Below are 19688 nucleotides of genomic sequence, written 5' to 3' on the forward strand. Positions count from 1 at the left end.
TCAACGACTTTTTTTACATTATAACCTTCCAGACTTTAATCTCATTACTTCATAATCAATTGTCTTTTTATCAATTCTTTCGAATAATAAGTCTAAATCATTTAATTTAATGTCTTTTAACTCCTGAAAGCTCCAACTAGCTTCTCCTATACCAAAAAAACCTCTAAGCTTTTCACAAGAAAAAGGTATTATTGGGTTTAATAAATTAGCTAGGTTAACTATAATCTGCACACAATTATATAAAGTTTGTCTGCACTTCTCCTCGTCTTCTTTAATTGTTATCCAAGGAGTTTCTTCATCAAAGAGCTTATTCCCCCTTTTCACTAGAGAAAATATTGTATTTATTGCGTCTTTAAATTCACCATTTTCAATGCTTAGTCCAGCTTTTTTATACGTTTCTTCTATCTCTCTCTTTATTCTAGGATTTAATCCACAATTAGCTATACTTCCTTTATAATTTTTGTGGATAAAAGTTAATGTTCTGTTGACAAAATTACCGAATCCACCTAGAAGTTCACTATTATGCGAATTAATAAATTCTCTCCAGGAAAAATCAGAATCCCTCTTTTCAGGCCCATTTACCATCAAAAAGTACCTTATAGAATCTGGATTGTAGTGCTCTATTATATAAGGAACCCAAACTGCCCAGTTTCTGCTGGTTGAAAATTTTTTCCCTTCTAGATTCAAATATTCACTAGAAACAATTCTAAGATTCACATCATTAAAACCAAGAGCAAAAAGTATTGAAGGGAAAATAACAGTATGAAATGGAATGTTGTCCTTTCCATGAATTAAATAAACCCTACTATCTTTACTATTCCAGTATTCATCAAGTAAGTCTTTGTTTCCATTACAGCATTTAAGTGATGCGGAAAGATACCCTAGCACTGCCTCTATCCAAACATATATCTTCTTATCTTCAAAACCTTCTAAAGGCACATCAATTCCCCATTCTAGATCTCTTGTAACTGCTCTATCCCTGAGTCCTTCCTTTATATATCTTTCTGTTAGCTTTACAGCATTATCTCTCCATCCATGCTCTGAGCTTAATAATTGTTTTAAATTATCATCAAACTTTGAAAGCTTAAAGAAAAGATGCCTACTTTCTTTAACAATAGGTTCCGAACCACAGATCTTACACTTTTTATCTATTAGGTCCTCAGGATCTAATATTTCAGAACATTGTTCACACTGGTCCCCTCTAGCTACCCCTCCACAATGTGGACATATTCCTTCAATATATCTATCTGGAAGAAACTGATTACAACTTTCACAGTAAGTTTGAGCCACCAATTTTTCATATATATATCCATCTTCATATAACTTCTTTATATATTCCTTTACTACCTTATGATGGTTTACACTATCAGTTTTGGCATACAAATCATATGATATCCCTAAAGAGCTGAAGCAATGTTCAAATTCTCTGTGATAGTAGTCTGCAATCTCTCTAGGAGCTTTCTTTTCTTCTTTTGCTTTTATTGCTATAGGTGTTCCATGACAGTCACTGCCAGAAACAAATATAACCTCGTCCCCTTTTGCTCTATGATATCTTGCAAGTGCATCTCCAGGAATTACAGATGCTAGTCTTCCTAAATGTAATGATCCATTGGCATAAGGCCAAGAATTTCCGATAACTACTTTCATTAATATAAGCCCCCTTTATTAATAAACTCCTTTTTCAATTATACATAAAATCCACTTATTGCTATCATACTTAACTTAAGTTAAAAACTCGCCTAACTATAGACGAGTTTTTAGTAATTTATAGATAAAAAACTTTATCTAACAACACTTCCTGTTTCAAGATTGCCTGGATCAACCACAAAAAGCTTACCATCATCATCGGTAGCAGCTGCAAGAATCATACCTTGTGAAAGTTCTCCTCTTAGTTTTACAGGTTTTAAGTTTGCTACAAGCACTATGCTTTTCCCTACAAGTTCTTCTGGCTTATAGTACTGAGCTATACCTGATACCACTTGTCTTTCTTCCCCACCTAAATCAACTTTTAGTTTCAATAGTTTTTTTGCACCCTTTACAGGTTCACAGCCTATTACTTTTGCAACTCTTAAATCTATTTTTTCAAAATCTTCAATAGTTATTTCTTCTTTTATTGGCTTCATTTCTTTTTTCTCTGTAGCCTTTAACTGCTCTTGTCTTAATGCTTCTAATTCAGCTAGTTTAGCATCTACATCTATTCTTGGGAATATAACTGCTCCTTTATTAACTTTAGTTCCTGCACTAGTTCCATCAAAAGCAGATAAACTATCCCATGTAGTTACTTCTGAATTTATTTGTTCATTAATCTTACCGCTAGTTGTTGGTAAGAATGCTGATATCATAACAGAAGCAAATCTTAAGCTTTCTACAAGGTTATATAAAACTGTTCCTAGTCTTTCTTTCTTACTTTCATCTTTTGCAAGTATCCAAGGAGTTGTTTCATCTATATATTTGTTAGCTCTTCCTATTAAATCCCATATTGCTTCCAAAGCTTCAGGAATCTTAAGATCATCAATTGCAGCTTGAACTTTAACCGGAGTAGCTAAAGCTAAAGTTATCAATTCATTATCAATATCTTCTTTTGCAGTTGGAGCAGGTATTACACTATCAAAATACTTCTCTATCATAGTAATAGTTCTTGATAGGAGATTTCCTAAATCATTTGCAAGATCCGAATTTATCTTTTTTATAAATATTTCATTATTAAATAATCCATCAGAACCAAATGGTATCTCTTTAAGAAGATAATATCTTACTGGATCCACTCCGAAGCTGTTTACAAGAGCTACAGGGTCAACTACATTTCCTTTTGATTTTGACATTTTTCCACCATCAACAAGAAGCCAGCCATGACCAAATACTTGTTTAGGTAGTGGTACTTCAAGAGCCATAAGCATAATTGGCCAGTAAATTGTGTGGAATCTTAAAATATCTTTTCCAATTAAATGTACATCTGCAGGCCAAAATCTTTCATATAAAGAAGTATCCTCATTGCCATAGCCTAGCGCTGTTATATAGTTTGAAAGAGCATCTATCCATACATATATTACGTGTTCGTTATCAAAAGTTACTGGTATTCCCCAGTTAAAACTTGTTCTAGAAACACAAAGATCTTGTAACCCTGGTCTTAAAAAGTTATTTAACATTTCATTCTTTCTTGACTCAGGTTGAATGAATTCTGGATGGTCCTCAATATGCTTTATAAGTCTATCTGCATACTTACTCATCTTAAAGAAATATGCTTCTTCTTTAGCTTTTTCTACAGGTCTGCCACAATCTGGGCACTTTCCATCAACAAGCTGAGTTTCTGTCCAGAAAGATTCACAAGGAGTACAGTACCATCCTTCATAAGAGTCTTTATAGATATCTCCTTGATCATATAATTTCTTAAATATATCTTGAACAGCTTTTATATGATAGTCATCGGTAGTTCTGATGAACTTGTCATAACTTATGTCCATCATTTCCCAAAGACTCTTTATTCCAGCTACAATTTCATCTACATATTCTTTAGGTGTAACCCCTTTTTCTTCTGCTATTCTTTGAATCTTCTGTCCATGCTCATCTGTACCTGTAAGGAACATCACATCATATCCAGTAAGTCTCTTAAATCTAGCAAGAGCATCTGCTGCTACTGTAGTATAAGTGTTTCCTATGTGTAAATTTGCAGATGGATAATAAATTGGTGTAGTAATGTAATATGGTTTTTTGCACATATTTATTTCCTCCTAATGTATATTATTAGTTATAGTATTTCCTCTATTATTCTATAAATCTTTATTATGATAATAAAATTTTAAAGAAGGTGACATATTTTTCTTTTTTATTCTTTAACTTATATTATATTTTAAGTCTGTTACTCATACTTATCTACAGATCTAATTGAATTATAATTTCCTAAAGAATAAAACAAAAAACCTCTGCATAGACAATTTATGTCCATGCAGAGGCGAATTCACGCTGTACCACTCTACTTTATATCTATCTCACAATAGATACCTTAATAAGTGACTCCACTAAAAAGTTTTTATCACTTTGCAATATAACGGTTGCTACCGTACCTTCTTAAAAAATTCAGAAAGCCTGCTCCGAGCCCATATTCATGAAACTTTTTGTCACTGGCTTTCACCTATCCCAGCTCTCTTTTAGACAATCCATATCATTACTCTTCTCTTCAATGCATTTTAAATTATTTCTATATATTATATTAGTTTACATTAAAAATAATGTCAATAATTTTCTTGTTTTATAATTCATCTACTAATTCTTGTAGTTCGCTTTTACTTATGCCTTTAATACCCAAAAATAAGTACACAACACCTATTGCAAATAAAAGTATAGTTGATCCTGTAAAGTTTATTCCAACTAAAGAAAATATCGCACTTAAAACTACAGAAGGAGTTGTGGCATATAAGCTTAACTTAAATCTTTGTCCAAAAGTTGTTTCACCTTTAAATATTGTTCCTATTAATGCAATTATGAATGCTCTAAAATACAAACCTATTATGAATCCAAAGGCTAATATTGCAAACATAGCACTTGATATGGCACCATGAGAATCTAAAATCCCACCAATATCATTTTTATTGAAGTCCATGTTTAAGGTAGAATACTTTTGATCTAATGCAACTGTTCCTTCTGATTTTACTATTACAGTATCTCTGCCAAATATTATACCTGACTTATATTTGTCTGCCAAAAGATTTATATCTGAAGTATTGTCTAAAACAAAGGTTCCACTGTCTCTAACTATTTCAGCATTTTTATTGTTAGGAATCTCTAGCTGTCCATTTTTTATTTGGAAGTCTGGAACTTTTTCATTATATTCAATGGAAAGATCTTTCATAGTATTATTTACTTTGTAAGCAGGATATGCAAATGCCACTATAGAAAACACTAAAGCTAGAATTACACTATAAAGAAATGATTTCCCTGCAGATTGTTTTCTGAAAATAGCATAACTCTTAAAATCATAAAAACTTTTAATAAACCCCTTAAAAATATTCATTATTATACCACCTTTTTTCTAAATCTATACTATTATTCTAGACTAGAAAACTTAAGTTCACCTTAAGAAAAGTTAATAAATGCCTTAAACTTCCATATTTAATATTATAATTTCAAACAATTTTAAAACTCTCATCAATTAAGGCGAGAGTTTTAAAATCTTGATTAATAATAAGGTATAATTATCCTATACTTTACTTAAATAGATCCTTTAGATTTTCTAACGACATCTCCTTAAGTGCATTATACTCATTAATATCTTCTCCAATAATCTTTTCTATAACTTTCTTTTTTCGTCTTTGCAAGTCATAAACTCTTTCTTCTATTGTCCCCCTAGTTATAAGTTTAATTACTTCAACAGTATTCAATTGACCAATTCTATGAGCCCTATCTGTGGCCTGCTCTTCTATTGCAGGATTCCACCAAGGATCATAATGTACCACAACTTCAGCACCAGTTATATTAAGCCCTGTACCTCCTGCTTTAAGGGATATAAGAAATACTACAGAATCTCCATAGTTAAATTCTTTAACCAATTCAGTTCTCTCTTTTATCTCTGTATCACCATCTAGATATAGGTAATCTATGTAATTATCCTTTAAATGAAGTGCTATATTTTTTAATACTGTTGTAAATGAGGAAAACACCAAAACCTTTTTACCATTTCCTTTTGCATTTTCAATTATATTCATTAATGCTTCTAGCTTCCCATTTTGTCCTTTATATCCTTCAACTAGCACTGAAGGATCGCTACAGATTTGCCTAAGCCTTGTTAATGCTCCAAGTACCTTGATCTTTGGTACGTCTATACCTTGTTTTTCAAATTCTCTTAGTGCTGCCTTTGAGTAAGCTGCATATATCTTCTTTTGCTTATCTATCATATCTACAGAAATTGAATACTCAATTTTAGGTGGCAGTTGCTCTAAAACCATATTCTTTGATCTTCTTAGTATAAATGGTTTTATCTTTCTGTTCAGCTCTTCTAAAGCCCCCGTATCTCTATCCTTCATTATAGGAGCCTCATATCTAGTAGAGAAATTCATCTTGTTCATTAGATATGCTGGCATTACAAAATCAAATATAGACCATAAATCGCCTAGATTATTTTCTATTGGAGTTCCTGTGAGGGCAAATCTTGTGGCTGCTATGATTTTCTTTACACTCTTTGCGTTTTGAGAATTATAATTTTTTATATTCTGCGCTTCATCAATTATACACACAGAAAATTCTTTACCCTCATAAAGCTCGATATCACGTCTTAAAAGAGCATAAGAAGTCACAATAACCTCATATTGCTTATATTCATTGAGGATATTTTCTCTAAATCTTTTGTCACCTTGAACTACCGCAACCTTCATATCTGGTGCAAACTTTTCAAATTCATCCTTCCAATTATATACTAATGAGCTAGGTACAACTATTAAAGAAGGTTCATTCATCTGTAGAGAGGACAAAAAAGCTATAGTTTGAAGAGTTTTTCCAAGCCCCATTTCATCAGCAAGAATTCCTCCAAATTTAAAGGAATGAAGCATATTGAACCACTTAAATCCATCCTTTTGATAATCTCTCATTACAATATTAAATTTATCTGGCATATTGAAATCAGAGGTATCCATATTCTTAGTTTTTGAGTATAGTCTATCAAAATCTATAGTATTTTCTATAAATCCTAAATTATTTTTTTCAATAATATCTCCTATATAATATCCCTTATAGGTTGGAACTCTGAAACTACCACTAGTAAGCTCATCTTTTTTCACTTCTGCATAATTAATTATTTCTTCTAAAGCCTTTAATTCCTTTTCCTGAAGAGTTATGAAGTTTCCATTTTTAAGTTTATAATATTTCTTTTTCTGTTTTATAGAAGCAAATATATGCCACAATTCTCTATTATCAATACCTTCTATCGAGAAGTATATTTCTAAAAGCCCTTTATCACTTATTCTAATAGCCCCCTTATAGCTATCAGGAGTATATACCTTTAAACTCTTAAAACTCTCCGAATAGTACACCTCTCCAATATCCCCCAAGGTTACTACTCCCCATCTTAAAAACTCAACTATTTTTTCTTCGTCTTTTAGAATCAATCTTTCTTCTGAAAGAAAACCATAACTATATACCTTCTGAAGAATTTGTTGTTCTTTTATTCGATCTCTAATAACCTCTTTATAATCATCTGTTTGTTCAAAAGAATCAAACTCGTGTTCACCATAGCAAAAGTGCACATCTAAGAATATATCTTCATTATCCCTGTCTATATAAAACTTAGCTTTCAAAGGCAATACCCTTAACTCTTCCTTAGAAATCTCATCTATATTTACAGTACTACTATGTTTGTTTAGCATTGGCAATACTGTAGACATAAGATTATTCTTATCTCCCTTACCAAAGGTTATATAGTCTTCTTTCTTTAAAATATCAATTATAGGTTTAAGAACCTTTATACTTTGCTCATCAGGGAGATATATATTATTATTTAAAAATAAAATATCTCCTTTAGAGGTTAACGCTAGTGGTATACTCTCACCATAAGCTAGTCTTATTGTATCTTTATGAGAATTTAATACAAAATTCATAGGATTATCTTCTTTAATAATACTTACATCACTGTACTCCCGTCCATTAATTGTGCAATCAATACACTCCTCACTTAATATCTTAAGCACTCTTTTTAGTTGAGTTAAAGACAAATATACTCTTCTTCCTTCTATCAGTCTCATATTTGGTGTAGAGTAATTATATAAACTTCTAGTGAGCCTATCATTCTCATCGATTTCTTTAATAACATCTATAATAGCTTTGTGTTTGTCAGAGAATAGATGAATATCTCCACAAAACTCAAAATTCTTAGCAACACTTATCTTTTTCCTATTGTCATAAGCATCTAAAAAGTCCTTTACATCTCTTACTAAAAAGTACTTTTCCTTACCGATTTTAATTTCCATTGAACTTTCAACTAAATTGCTTTTATTGAACTCAAGCTTAACCTGTAAGTTAAGCATTTCTTTTTCTCTACTCATACTAGATACTAAATTCATCTCACTAATAATTCTTTGAACTTGAATATTACTTTTCTCATAGGCTATGTCTTTTTGCTTTTCTCTGAAGTACTTTACCATTACAGCAGCAATATGCTCACATATACCTTTTCTTCTATAATCATTATGAAAGAAATTACAATCGCAATTGAAGCTTGTGAAACCAACATTGTCATTTAGAGAAATACGTATATTATATCTATCTTTATTAGTTTTTGACTTAACAAAGGTTTCTATAAAATATGAATTAACTCTATTACCTTCTGAAGATTTTATGTTAATAGCAAATTCCTCAACTAGCCCAGCTTCATAATGTTGTATTCCTTTCAAATATTGTTTTTTGTCACCATAACTTAATATAGATCTTTCTTCCATAATTACAGCTATTCTCCGTTCTAAGTTTTATATCATACTATTTGCTTTTTTTACAAAAATTTAAGTAATATTGGTTTGAAAATCATATGTTTACGCTCTTCATATATCTTTAACAGCATTATACTTTGAATAAAGAAAAAAATATACTAATTATTTAATGAATATTTCTAGATATTATTCTAAAAATATACTATTGTTACCAAATAACTCTAGAAAAATATCGTATTTTATGTAAAAATAATACTTGTTAAATATAGTATAAATTTCCTTTTAAATATAAATCTGAAAGGTGGTATTCTATGAAAGAGAAGAAAGCAAAGATTAAATTTCTTAATAGATTTAATGCAATTATAGTGATTATGCTCATCATATTCATATGTATAATATCGAGATTAATATATCTTCAAGTATTTAAATATGATGATTACACAGATAAAGCTAATACCCAAGCTAGAAGATTTCTTCCCGAAAAGGCTCCTAGAGGAAAGATATATGACTCAAGCGGTAATATATTAGCCGATAATAAAACAGTTTATAACCTTACTTTCACCACAACTGATGATTCCTCTAAGTATTTTTACGACACCATGAAAAAAGTATTTAAATTGTTAGATGACAGAAAAGACGAACAACAGGATAACTTCAATCTGAAAATAGATAATAACGGTAAGCCATATTTTGATTTTAGTGGTAATTCAGACGATACTAAAAAAGCTCAAGAGATACGCTTTAAAAGAGACCGTGGACTTAACGATGTAGCAAAAAGAAACATTCCAGAATTAAAAAACAAGCAAGAACTTACAGATGGCGATGAAGATAAAATAAATCAGGAACTTCTTAAAATCAATGCAGAAGATACTTTCAATTATCTTCTAAAATTCTATACTATGTATGATATATTAAACCCAACTGCTAAAGAAAAGCAAAACTATAAACAGTACTATACAAATAAAGAAATAGCAGATGTATTATTGAAAAAGTATTCTATAAAAGATTTAAGAAGATTCATGATTGTTAAAGATGCTATAAAGATGCAGAGCTACTCTGGTTTTAAGCCAGTTACTATAGCATACAATATACAAAAGGATAGTTCCTACATATTCTACCAAAAACTTAGCGATTTACCTGGAATAGATATATCTGTAGAACCAATGAGAACCTATCCTTATGCAACTAACTACAATCTAGCCTCTGGAGTAATAGGATACGTATCCTCAATAGATAGCAGTAAGAAGGATAGATATGAAGAAAAAGGATATGATCTATCCACTGACTTGATTGGTAAGGCAGGGATTGAATCTGCATTCGAGTCTGTTCTAAAAGGAAATACTGGAGGGACTACGGTGAAAGTAAATTCTCAGGGTAGAAAAACTGAAGAGCTTTTTAAAAATGAATCTAGCCCTGGAGAAAATGTACATTTAACCATAAACAAAAACATTCAGTATTCCGTAGAGCAAACTCTTAAGGACAGATTAAACTATGTAGCTACTCAATATGTTGATTTGCAGGATAATAAAAAGAGTAACTTCAATGCTACAAGAGGAGCTGCCATAGTTCTTGAGGCTAAAACTGGAAGAGTATTAGCTTTAGCAAGTTATCCAGGGTACGATGCAAATATAATTTCTGACCCTAATGAGCTCACTCCTGAAATATCTAAACAGTATTTCTCTCCCGACTATGATAAACTTGGTCAGGAATTTATAAATAAACATCATTTAAATAAGACTGTAGATGATTTATTTCCAAAGGATAAAAGTGGTGTTAGACAAGATAAGTATGATCTTTTACCGAAACCATTTTATAATTATGCTACCATGGGACTTATCCCTCCTGGCTCTACGTTCAAACCTCTCACCTCATTAGCAGGACTTCAAGAAGGGGTTATAGACTCTGGAACAAGAGTTAATGACGCTAATGGTCCTTATACAAATAAACTATTAGGAACTCAGCAATTTCATGATGACGGAGTTCATGGAACTTCTGTAGATATAAAAAAAGCTCTAGCTGTATCCTGTAACTTCTTCTATTATGAAACAGGAATGAGGTTATATGAAAAGAACGGTGGAAATATAACAGCTTTGGACAGCTTAGCAAAATATGCTTGGCAGCTTGGTATGGGAAATGATCCAAACAGTAAAACAAAAGGAAGTACCGGAATAGAAATCGGAGAAAGCTTTGGTCAAACTTATAATTATCAGTATAACAAGGATCAAACCTTGATGTATGGAAGATTTGATCTTGTAAATGCTCTCGAAGCAGGAAACTATGAGGGTAGGAGTTTTGTACAATTAGATATCGGAAATAAAGATGATGATAGTGATGAGTTAAAAGCAACAAAACAAAAGTTTAAGGATTATATTTTTGATTATCTTAAAAATAATAACAGTTCTAGTCTTACTGGAGTAAATCAATTTATAAAAGGATTAGATCCTCTATTAGACCAGCTTCAGAAGGATTCTAAAGTATTTAGTGATAGAGTAAAAAAATATAATGAGTCTGGAAAAAAATATTCTAATGCAAATGTAAGAGCTGCTATAGAGCAATTTATCTATAATGAAAATGCTCTAATTAATACACCTGCCCAGCTAGTTTTAGCTTCCATAGGACAGGGCGTTAATAACTTCTCTATTGTTCAAGTAGCAAATTATATAGCTACAATAGTCAATGGTGGAACAAGATATAAGGTTCACTTAGTAGATAAGATTACAGACTCAACAGGAGCAGTAGTTCAAGAATTTAAACCTGAGGTGCTGAATAAAATAGATATAAGTCCTACCAACCTAAGCTTGATAAAGCAAGGTATGGAAATGGCAAATACAGATGATTTAGGTACTGCAAGCTCAGTATTTAAAAATTTCCCAATCCCTACTGGAGGTAAAACAGGTACAGCTACCTACAATGAACAAATTCAAGATCAAATAGGGAGAAGTGCTTATGGAGTATATATATCTTGCGCACCTATAAATGATCCAGAGATTGTTGTTGCAGTTGTTATGTACGATGGAGCACATGGTTTCCTAGGTGCCGACGTAGCAAAAGCTGCTTATGAAACATATTTTAAAGATAGACTTCAAAAAGATTATCCAAACTATCAACCAACATTCTCTTATACCTTTAACTCTCCAGTACCTGATAAAAAAGAAGATACTGTAAACAAGTAAAAAGACAGTCTATATCATTAAATTTACATATGATATAGACTGTTTTATTTTAAGTTTCCTGATCTTATTATAGATATTAAAAGCCATAAGGCAAAAATCCCCGATGCAAAATATCCCGTTATTCCTATAATTGATATATCCCTTATCCTAGGTCCAACATTAGACCCCGTTATTATTGATGATCCAATAATCATTCCTGCTACTATGAGACCGAAAACCAATCTGTTTATCATCTTATTTAAATAATCTACAGACTTCCCTAGATCAGGTACTTGAAGATTAACCCTTGCTCTTCCTTGTATTACACTATCAGAGAGTTCAACTATCTTTGAAGGAATCTTAATGCTGTCTCTTAATATAGAATAAGCATTAATTGCAAAATCATCACTAGTCAATTTATTTAATATATAATGTTTATTTTTTGATTTAACGAAAGGTATTGCCACATCTAATATATTCATATCTGGAGCAATCTCAGCTATTACCCCTTCCAATATAACCATTCCTCTAACAAGTATCACTAGTTCAGTTGGTAACTGTATATTATTTCTTTCAGCAATATCAAAAACTTCTCTAAGCAGAGTTGATATTTTTATATTTTTAAGAGATGTAGCTAGATAATTCGATAGTAGGTATTCTATATCATTATATAATATATGTTTATCTACTCTATCTTTTTTTACGCCTACAGTCATTATAAAATCTATTATCTTATCTATATCTTTTAGTGCAATAGCAACCATTGCTTCATTAAGAGAGTCTCTTATAGCGTCTGATAATTCTCCCATAAGACCAAAATCTATGAAACATATCTTTCCGTCTCTTATTAGAAGATTGCCTGGGTGTGGGTCAGCATGAAAAAATCCATCATTAAATATCTGTTTGCAATATGAAAGAGCCAACTTTTTTGCCACATCTGTACGGTCATATCCTTCTTTAACTATACTATATATATCATTAATCTTAAAACCTTGTATATTCTCCATAGTAAGTACTCTTGTTGACGTAAATTGTTCAACAACATATGGTACAGCCACACACTTAACTTCTTTATTTAATTCTCTAAACCTATCAATATTATCCTTTTCCCTTTCAAAATCTAATTCTTTACTAGTTGCATCCATAATTTCATTTAAGGCCTCTATTGGATCAATAAGCATACCATTAAATTTTGTCTTAGTAAACTTTACAATTCTCTTTAGAATAGATATATCAAGTTCCATCTTCTCACGAATATTTGGTCTTTGGATTTTTATCACAACTTCTCTTCCATCTTTCAAAACGCCTTTATGTACTTGTGCAACTGATGCTGAAGCTAAAGGAACACTTTCCACATATAAAAATACATCATCCATACTTAAGTCAAACTCTTCTTGAAACACCTTTGCAATAACACTAAAAGCTTCCCAAGGTACTTCATCTTGTAGTTTAGAGAGTTCTTTTGTATATTCTTCATCTAATAAATCAGTTCTTGTGCTGAGTATCTGACCAATCTTTATAAAAGTTGGTCCTAGCTCAATAAAGGCTTTTCTAAGATTTTCAGGAGACTTATTATCAGTTGGTTTTATTGCGCTATTAACCAAAAAACCAAATCCGTAGTAAGCAAACACCTTTATTATTTCTCTAAACCTTTTTAGTGTTTCTTTTCTCATAGTTCACCTCAATGCTATATAAGGTAAATGGAGGCTAATAACCCCCATTGTTCTATTTATTCTTCCTTGCCCTCGTCGAGCTTTTCCATAAGTTCTGAAAGTTTAGTTTCTAAAAATTCAACTCTATCTTTTAAACTGTCAAATTCCATTCTAGTAGGAATATCTCTATCCTTCAAATCTAAATTTAGCTCTTGTTTAGTAAGTGGTCTAATATCATCGATTTTATCCATAACTTTATTAGTTGTAGTTGACGCTTTTCCTTTAAAATCTCTCATTAACTCTTCCGATAATTCCTTACCTTCATCCACTGTTATCTTTCCTTTTTCCACCATTTCATTTACAATCTCATTTGCCTTTTCGTAAGTAGTTGCTACTGCTCCTACTCCTGCTAGCATAACCTTTTTTAATTCATTAAACATATAACCATCTCCTCATAAATCAAGTTTTCATTTTAAACTCATTAGAGCATTTTCTACAAGTCACAACTATCTTTCCTTTTCCTTTCGGAAGCCTTAACTTTTGACTACAGTTAGGGCACTTTACTATTTTGTAATTTTTTCTTTCGTTGTACCACGCAGATGCCTTATCTCTATAATTGCCAAAACTAGAGCCTTTATTACCATATGAACTTCTATTTCCATAATTATTTCTATTATTAATTAAGTTTCCTAGCTTACTTCTTAAAAAACTTTCAAATCTTAGTGCTTCATTGCTTCTTTTGGTTATATCTCTTGAGAAAGCTCTGTAAATACCATATCCTATCAAGATTAATCCCAATCCATACGTAATCACATTATGCCATAGAGAGAACATTAACCCTAATAGAACTAATATTTTAGACAAAAGATCAAACCCATATCTTCCTTGAAAAAAGCCCATAAAATTTCCTCCTATAAGCAAGCAGCTAAAAGTTTTATATATTTAAAACTACTTAGCTGCAATTTACCTAACTTGTTATACTATTTATTTTTAATATAAATTTATCATTCTATATTAATTAACGGTGTATATTTGAAGTTTTATCTACTACTCATAAACTTCTCAATATCTTCTACTGATTTTATCATAGCTTTAGTAAGAACCTCATTACCACTTTCTGTTATGAGGACATCATCTTCTATTCTTACTCCAATACCTTCCTCTTCTATATATATTCCTGGTTCTACCGTATATACCATTCCAGGTCTTAGATCTACATTTCTCTCGCCAACATCATGTGTATCTAATCCTAGTCCATGTCCTATACTATGCCAATAGTAGTTTTTAACATCTTTCTTATCTTTTATAAGTCCTAGGTTAATACATTCCTGTGCTATTAAATCAGTAGCCCTATTATTTATTTCCTGGAAATTTGCACCTGGCCTTAATGCATCTATAATTGCTTCATTAACTCTAAGTACAGCTTCATAAACTGCTTTTTGTCTTCCAGTAAACTTTCCGCTTATTGGGAAAGTTCTAGTAATATCTGCATTATAATAATTATATTGAGCACCTAAGTCAAATAATATAAGATCATCTTCCTTTATAGTGCTATTATTTTCAACATAGTGCAGGATTGTTGCATTTTTCCCTGCTGCTGCTATTGTCTTAAATGCAAAATCCTTAACCCCATTTTTCTTTAAATGAAAATCAAAATATGCTTCAAGTTCATACTCCTTTAAACCTGACTTTGCATTTTTCATTAGTGAGTTTACACCTTCTATAGTTATATCAATAGCTTTTTTCATCTCCTGTATTTCTTCAGGAGACTTTATAGTTCTAAGCTCTGAAATTAATCCATACGCATTTTTTATAGTTATATAAGGATATCTTTTTGATATATCCTGGGCAAACTCTTCTGATAATGTAATTCTGTCTTCAAAACTTCTTCTTTCCAAGTCTAGATAAAAAGCTTTCACCTTTCCTGAAGATAACTTTTGATTCATAGTACTATTAAAATCTTCTAAATATAGAACCGTTTGAATCCCTGACAGCTCCATTGCTTCAGATTCTCTTACAGTCTTACCAACCCATTTTTCTTTAACTGGATCTGGTTTTTGTATAAACAAAATTTCCTCTTCAACTCCATTTGATTTAAAAAGTACTACCTTATGTTTTTCTTCGTTTATTCCAGTAATATAATAGAAATTTCTATTTGGCGTAAATGGATATATTTCATCAGCTGTTTTTTTAAGTGCTTCTCCAGCTAAAAGTACAACCATTGCTCCATCTTCAAGTTTATCAAAAAGTCTCTTTCTATTATTTATAAAAATATCTCTCTTCAACCAAATCACTCCTCTTGCAATTAACTTTAACTAATGGCAACAGATCAATATGACGACAAAAATTCTGAATATTTAAAGTTAACTGATAATCTTATATTTATTGTAATTATATCATAAATTATTCCATAGCAAATAGTTTTACCTTAATAACCCCTTTTAAACAATCTATTTGCTTTATTAGCGCTTTTACATCAATTTCAAGTCCAGATATATCAACAGTTATGGTAGCAATAGCAATCATATTCATAGGTATGTCTTGGTTTATTGTAAGAACATTGCCCTTCATCTCTGCTATTTTATCTAAAACCTTAGATAATATCCCAGCCTCATGACTCATGCTAACTGCAAGAGTTATCTTTTTTGAATTGATACTTTCACTCATTGGGAACACATGATCTTTATACTTATAATAAGCACTTCTACTTATCCCAACTTGCCTTATACCCTCGGTAATATCCTTTACTTCACCTGTATATAAAAGTTCATTTACTTTTAAGACCTTTAAAAATATTTCCGGTATCACTCTTTCACTGATCACATAGTATATATCCCCTGCCATATGCTCCACCTTCTTTATATTATATAACTATAATTATAGCATATAAGGACGATATTTAACAAAATTCATATATATATCTATATAAATCTTATACTTTCTTAATAAATTTTCACATTTTTTATAAGATTAATTTTCTTGTACAGTAAAAAAGTCGCTGAAGCGACCTTTTTCAGTGAGCTTTTTTTACGCATCTGCCTTTCCGAATTTATATGAGGAAAATATGGCAGGCGAATAAGTTTAGTTTTTTTACTGTATAACCATAAAAAACTTCTAAAACCATTAAGATATCTAGTTTTAGCTTGCTTGAATATCTTATACTTTCCTTGTACAGTAAAAAAACTCGCAAGTTATATACCTACGAGTTACTTTTGATTGGATAATATAGATTTCTTGATGCTTCTTTACTCTATTCTATTAAATTATAAAATAATAATAAGCAACTATCACAAGAGTAACTAAAACATTGAGCGATATATTGATTAATGCTCTAAGGCTGGACATCTTTACCTCCATTTTTCACTACTAAAATTAGCTTAAATAAATATTAAGTTAATTATCCATAAAAGCAAATACATATCAATGCATTTGCTAGTCCAAATAATATGCCATAACTAATATAACTAAGATTATACTTATCATTTATTAAGCTTATTACCATAATAGTACCTATAAAAATAATTCCGCTGTACATTCCCTTTCTTTTCAATCTATTGATAAACTTCTGTATGGGAATGAATAATTTTAACATACTCTTATTTATTGTGGAAAATACCTTTAAAAAAACAGCCGTTGAAATAATTACTGTAATCATCAACTTTAACCATAAACCAACTATTTCCATATCGTACCTCTTATTCTTTTAATTTCACCTACACCATAAGAATACTAACTTAATGCTATCAAATTAATATAGGTATCGCTATCTGCATATACTGAAACATATCATTTTACTTCCAACTGGATCGTAATCTATATAACTTACTTATCATATTTCAATTTTTCTAATAACTCTTTTGTATATGTTTTTGATAAATAACATGTTTGTCCATTTTTCATGTATATAAGCTTTTCTTTTTTATTTATCAGCTCAATGTTATCTGTATTCACAATGAAAGACTTATGGCACTTAATAAATCTTTCATCTAAACATTCCTCTACATCTTTTAATTTACTATAAAATTCTTTACACCTATTAATACAATTCACTTTAAGTTTATTTTTAATTGTTGTAGTTTCAAAAAATAATATGTCTTCCAATTCAATCTTTGTTATAGATCTTCCATCCCTTATTATAAAAAACTTTTTATTTTCATCTCCATTGCTTGATCTTCTTTGTATCTTTATTAAAGCATCGTTTAATTCCTTAAATAGATTCCCCCTTGAATCTTTAACTATGTAATCAAATGCTTCTACCTTATATTTAAAAGTTAAGTAGGCAAGTTCCGAATGACTAGTAATAAATATTAAAAAAGATAGTGGATCCTTATTTCTTATTTTATCAGCCAATTCTATCCCGTCTATATCAGAATTAAGTTCTACATCTAATATGTACAATTTAACTTCTGAACTTTCATCGGCAATCTTTAAAACATCATAAGGACTATCTGTAGACATATATACACTCATCTCTAGATTATTTTCTTTTATTATATAATCGATATTTCTTAATATATCTATTCTTTGCTTTTCATCATCTTCGCATAATATTATATTCATACACTTTATTCACCAACCTCTCCTCCAACCCCATTTTGAATATTGTTACAATATCTAATTTTAAGGCATATATTATCTAGACTTCCATAGCTCCCCTGCATGATTTCTAATGGTACGACAAAAAGTAATCAAGAAAATACTGAATAACTAATTATCTTAAAAATAAAAAATCATATAAGCAAACATGAAATATGTAGTGTTAATCTTCACTAAATCAATACAATTATATTAATAATTTTATTATATGTAAATATATGTTATGCACTATATCATCCTGTATTAATCAAAACACTGTAGTTTAAATTTATGAACTCCTCATCTGAACTTTAATAATAGGCTCAAATATAAACTAAAGTTAAAATCACCACTTATTTATAAGCACTGTGCTATAATTGCGGATATACCACTTCGTAATAAAGTTTATTATTTTTAAATTCTCTCACCAGAACCCGTGAGAGTTTTAAAAATATATTTCGGATTGAACTTGTACATCTTTATTATGATTTTTTTGTGAGAGGAGAGTTATATGAAAATATATAAAAACACTATTATAGATGTATTAAATATAGCATTACCTGCAGTAGGTGAAATGATTCTATATATGATGATTGGTGTATTCGATACTATGATGGTAGGAAAATATGGTGGTAACTTAGCTGTAAGCAGTGTAGGTCTTGGTAGTGAAATAATATATACCTTTTCTAATATACTTGTGGCCAATGGAATATCAATAGGTATATCTTCTTTGGTTGCAAGAAAAATAGGTGCTAAAAAACTTGATATGGCCGAAGAGTACGCAACCTTGGGTTTTTTAACTTCAGTAATTATCTCACTATGTGTTTTTGCTTTCCTTTTCTTTAGTTCCTCATTATTGTTTAGAATAGTAGGTGCAGAGGAAAACATCGTACATCTAGGTACTCCTTATATGAAAATAGCTTCTATAGGCATTACCTTTAATATGTTTATGAATAGCCTTAATTCTTCCTTAAGAGGCTCTGGAAATACTAAAACCCCTTTAATAGCTTCTATAATAATAAATATAATAAATATATCTTTAGATTATATTTTAATCTTCGGCAAACTCGGCATTCATCCTATGGGAATTATGGGAGCTGCAATCGCAACCACTTCTGCGCAAATTATAGGTTTTATATTTATACTATTTTATATGTATAGATACTCGGAAGTAAAAGTAAGACTTAAGTATATAAAACAATTAAATTTTTCAATGTTTAAAGGTCTTATGACTTTGTCCATTCCTTCCGCGCTTCAAGAGGGTGCTTTTAGTATAAGTAGACTTTTAAGCAATTTCTTTATAGTTTCCTTAGGAAGTTTCGCTTTCGCAGCTAATCAAATAACAACTTCTATAGAATCAATATCCTTTATGCCTGGATGGGGTTTTGCTATTGCCGCAACATCCTTAGTCGGAAAAAAAGTTGGTGAAAAAGACTATAAAAAAGCAAAAGAATATGCTTATTGTTCTATATTTTTAGCGACACTTATTATGATAATTTGCTCCATATTATTTTTAGTTATTCCAAGATTCCTAGTCTCCTTATTTATAGCCTCAAATGAAAAACTCGTTATAAATGAAGCTATTATCTGTCTCATGTTAGCATCACTAGAGCAGCCTTTTATGGCTTTATCTATGGTTGCAGGCGGAATATTAAAAGGTTCCGGGGATACTAAGACACCTTTTAAAGTATCCATGTTTTCCAGTTGGATTATTAGACTTCCTCTAATGTTTATAGCAATTTATATCTTTAAATTGCCTGTTATGTACGCTTGGCTAATAACAGGTATACAATGGGTTATTGATGGTTCTATAATCTTCATATTATTCCGAAGACGTTTTAGTGAGTTATATTGATATATTCTTTCATACTTAATTTAATAGAAAAGGATACTAGAAATAA

The 19688-nt window shown here is 30.6% G+C and carries 13 protein-coding genes and 1 other annotated feature; of the genes, 2 read left to right on the forward strand and 11 right to left on the reverse strand.

All coding sequences use genetic code 11. The features are described 5' to 3' along the window. Nucleotides 1–18: 18 nt before the first annotated feature. The 4 genes from metG (bsdtw1_RS20475) to bsdtw1_RS20490 form a co-directional block, all read right to left on the reverse strand. On the reverse strand, nucleotides 19–1647 hold the full coding sequence (metG, locus tag bsdtw1_RS20475; protein ID WP_183279340.1) for a methionine--tRNA ligase: 1629 nt from the start codon (nucleotides 1645–1647) through the stop codon (nucleotides 19–21). A gap of 134 nt (nucleotides 1648–1781) precedes the next feature. Further along, entirely contained in the window at nucleotides 1782–3716 is a 1935-nt protein-coding gene (gene metG / locus bsdtw1_RS20480) for a methionine--tRNA ligase (protein WP_183279341.1), read from the reverse strand. A gap of 226 nt (nucleotides 3717–3942) precedes the next feature. Next, nucleotides 3943–4187 (reverse strand) — a binding site (T-box leader). Nucleotides 4188–4246: 59 nt separating this feature from the next. Further along, nucleotides 4247–5008, reverse strand: coding sequence for a DUF1189 domain-containing protein (locus bsdtw1_RS20485; RefSeq protein ID WP_183279342.1), 762 nt, complete (start codon nucleotides 5006–5008; stop codon nucleotides 4247–4249). 193 nt (nucleotides 5009–5201) lie between these two features. Beyond that, a complete protein-coding gene (locus tag bsdtw1_RS20490) occupies nucleotides 5202–8420 on the reverse strand; it encodes a DEAD/DEAH box helicase (RefSeq protein ID WP_183279343.1) in 3219 nt (1072 codons plus the stop codon). 299 nt (nucleotides 8421–8719) lie between these two features. On the opposite strand from bsdtw1_RS20490, the gene bsdtw1_RS20495 reads away from it, so the two are divergent. Beyond that, nucleotides 8720–11581, forward strand: coding sequence for a penicillin-binding transpeptidase domain-containing protein (locus bsdtw1_RS20495; protein WP_183279344.1), 2862 nt, complete (start codon nucleotides 8720–8722; stop codon nucleotides 11579–11581). A 44-nt stretch (nucleotides 11582–11625) separates the two neighbouring features. Here bsdtw1_RS20495 and bsdtw1_RS20500 read toward each other — a convergent pair whose 3' ends face one another. The 7 genes from bsdtw1_RS20500 to bsdtw1_RS20530 all read right to left on the reverse strand — a co-directional run bounded on the left by bsdtw1_RS20500 (nucleotide 11626) and on the right by bsdtw1_RS20530 (nucleotide 17772). Beyond that, nucleotides 11626–13233: an ABC1 kinase family protein gene (locus bsdtw1_RS20500; RefSeq protein ID WP_183279345.1), complete on the reverse strand. Its 1608-nt coding sequence runs from the start codon at nucleotides 13231–13233 to the stop codon at nucleotides 11626–11628. 56 nt (nucleotides 13234–13289) lie between these two features. Continuing rightward, nucleotides 13290–13652, reverse strand: a complete 363-nt coding sequence (locus bsdtw1_RS20505) for a phasin family protein (RefSeq protein WP_183279346.1) — start codon at nucleotides 13650–13652, stop codon at nucleotides 13290–13292. 19 nt (nucleotides 13653–13671) lie between these two features. Then, nucleotides 13672–14112, reverse strand: coding sequence for a zinc ribbon domain-containing protein (locus bsdtw1_RS20510; protein WP_183279347.1), 441 nt, complete (start codon nucleotides 14110–14112; stop codon nucleotides 13672–13674). Nucleotides 14113–14252: 140 nt separating this feature from the next. After that, complete coding sequence (locus tag bsdtw1_RS20515) at nucleotides 14253–15497, reverse strand: aminopeptidase P family protein (protein ID WP_183279348.1); 1245 nt, start codon at nucleotides 15495–15497, stop codon at nucleotides 14253–14255. A 118-nt stretch (nucleotides 15498–15615) separates the two neighbouring features. Next, on the reverse strand, nucleotides 15616–16056 hold the full coding sequence (locus bsdtw1_RS20520; RefSeq protein ID WP_183279349.1) for an ACT domain-containing protein: 441 nt from the start codon (nucleotides 16054–16056) through the stop codon (nucleotides 15616–15618). 553 nt (nucleotides 16057–16609) lie between these two features. After that, nucleotides 16610–16897 carry a hypothetical protein gene (locus tag bsdtw1_RS20525; RefSeq protein WP_183279350.1) on the reverse strand — a complete coding sequence of 96 codons (288 nt, stop codon included), beginning with the start codon at nucleotides 16895–16897 and terminating at the stop codon, nucleotides 16610–16612. A 137-nt stretch (nucleotides 16898–17034) separates the two neighbouring features. Next, complete coding sequence (locus tag bsdtw1_RS20530; RefSeq protein WP_183279351.1) at nucleotides 17035–17772, reverse strand: LytR/AlgR family response regulator transcription factor; 738 nt, start codon at nucleotides 17770–17772, stop codon at nucleotides 17035–17037. Between the two features lie 526 nt (nucleotides 17773–18298). On the opposite strand from bsdtw1_RS20530, the gene bsdtw1_RS20535 reads away from it, so the two are divergent. Beyond that, the gene (locus tag bsdtw1_RS20535; protein WP_183279352.1) at nucleotides 18299–19642 is read left to right on the forward strand and encodes an MATE family efflux transporter; all 1344 of its coding nucleotides are present in this window, start codon (nucleotides 18299–18301) and stop codon (nucleotides 19640–19642) included. Nucleotides 19643–19688 lie beyond the last annotated feature (46 nt).

Source organism: Clostridium fungisolvens, assembly GCF_014193895.1.
Taxonomy (GTDB): domain Bacteria; phylum Bacillota; class Clostridia; order Clostridiales; family Clostridiaceae; genus Clostridium_AR; species Clostridium_AR fungisolvens.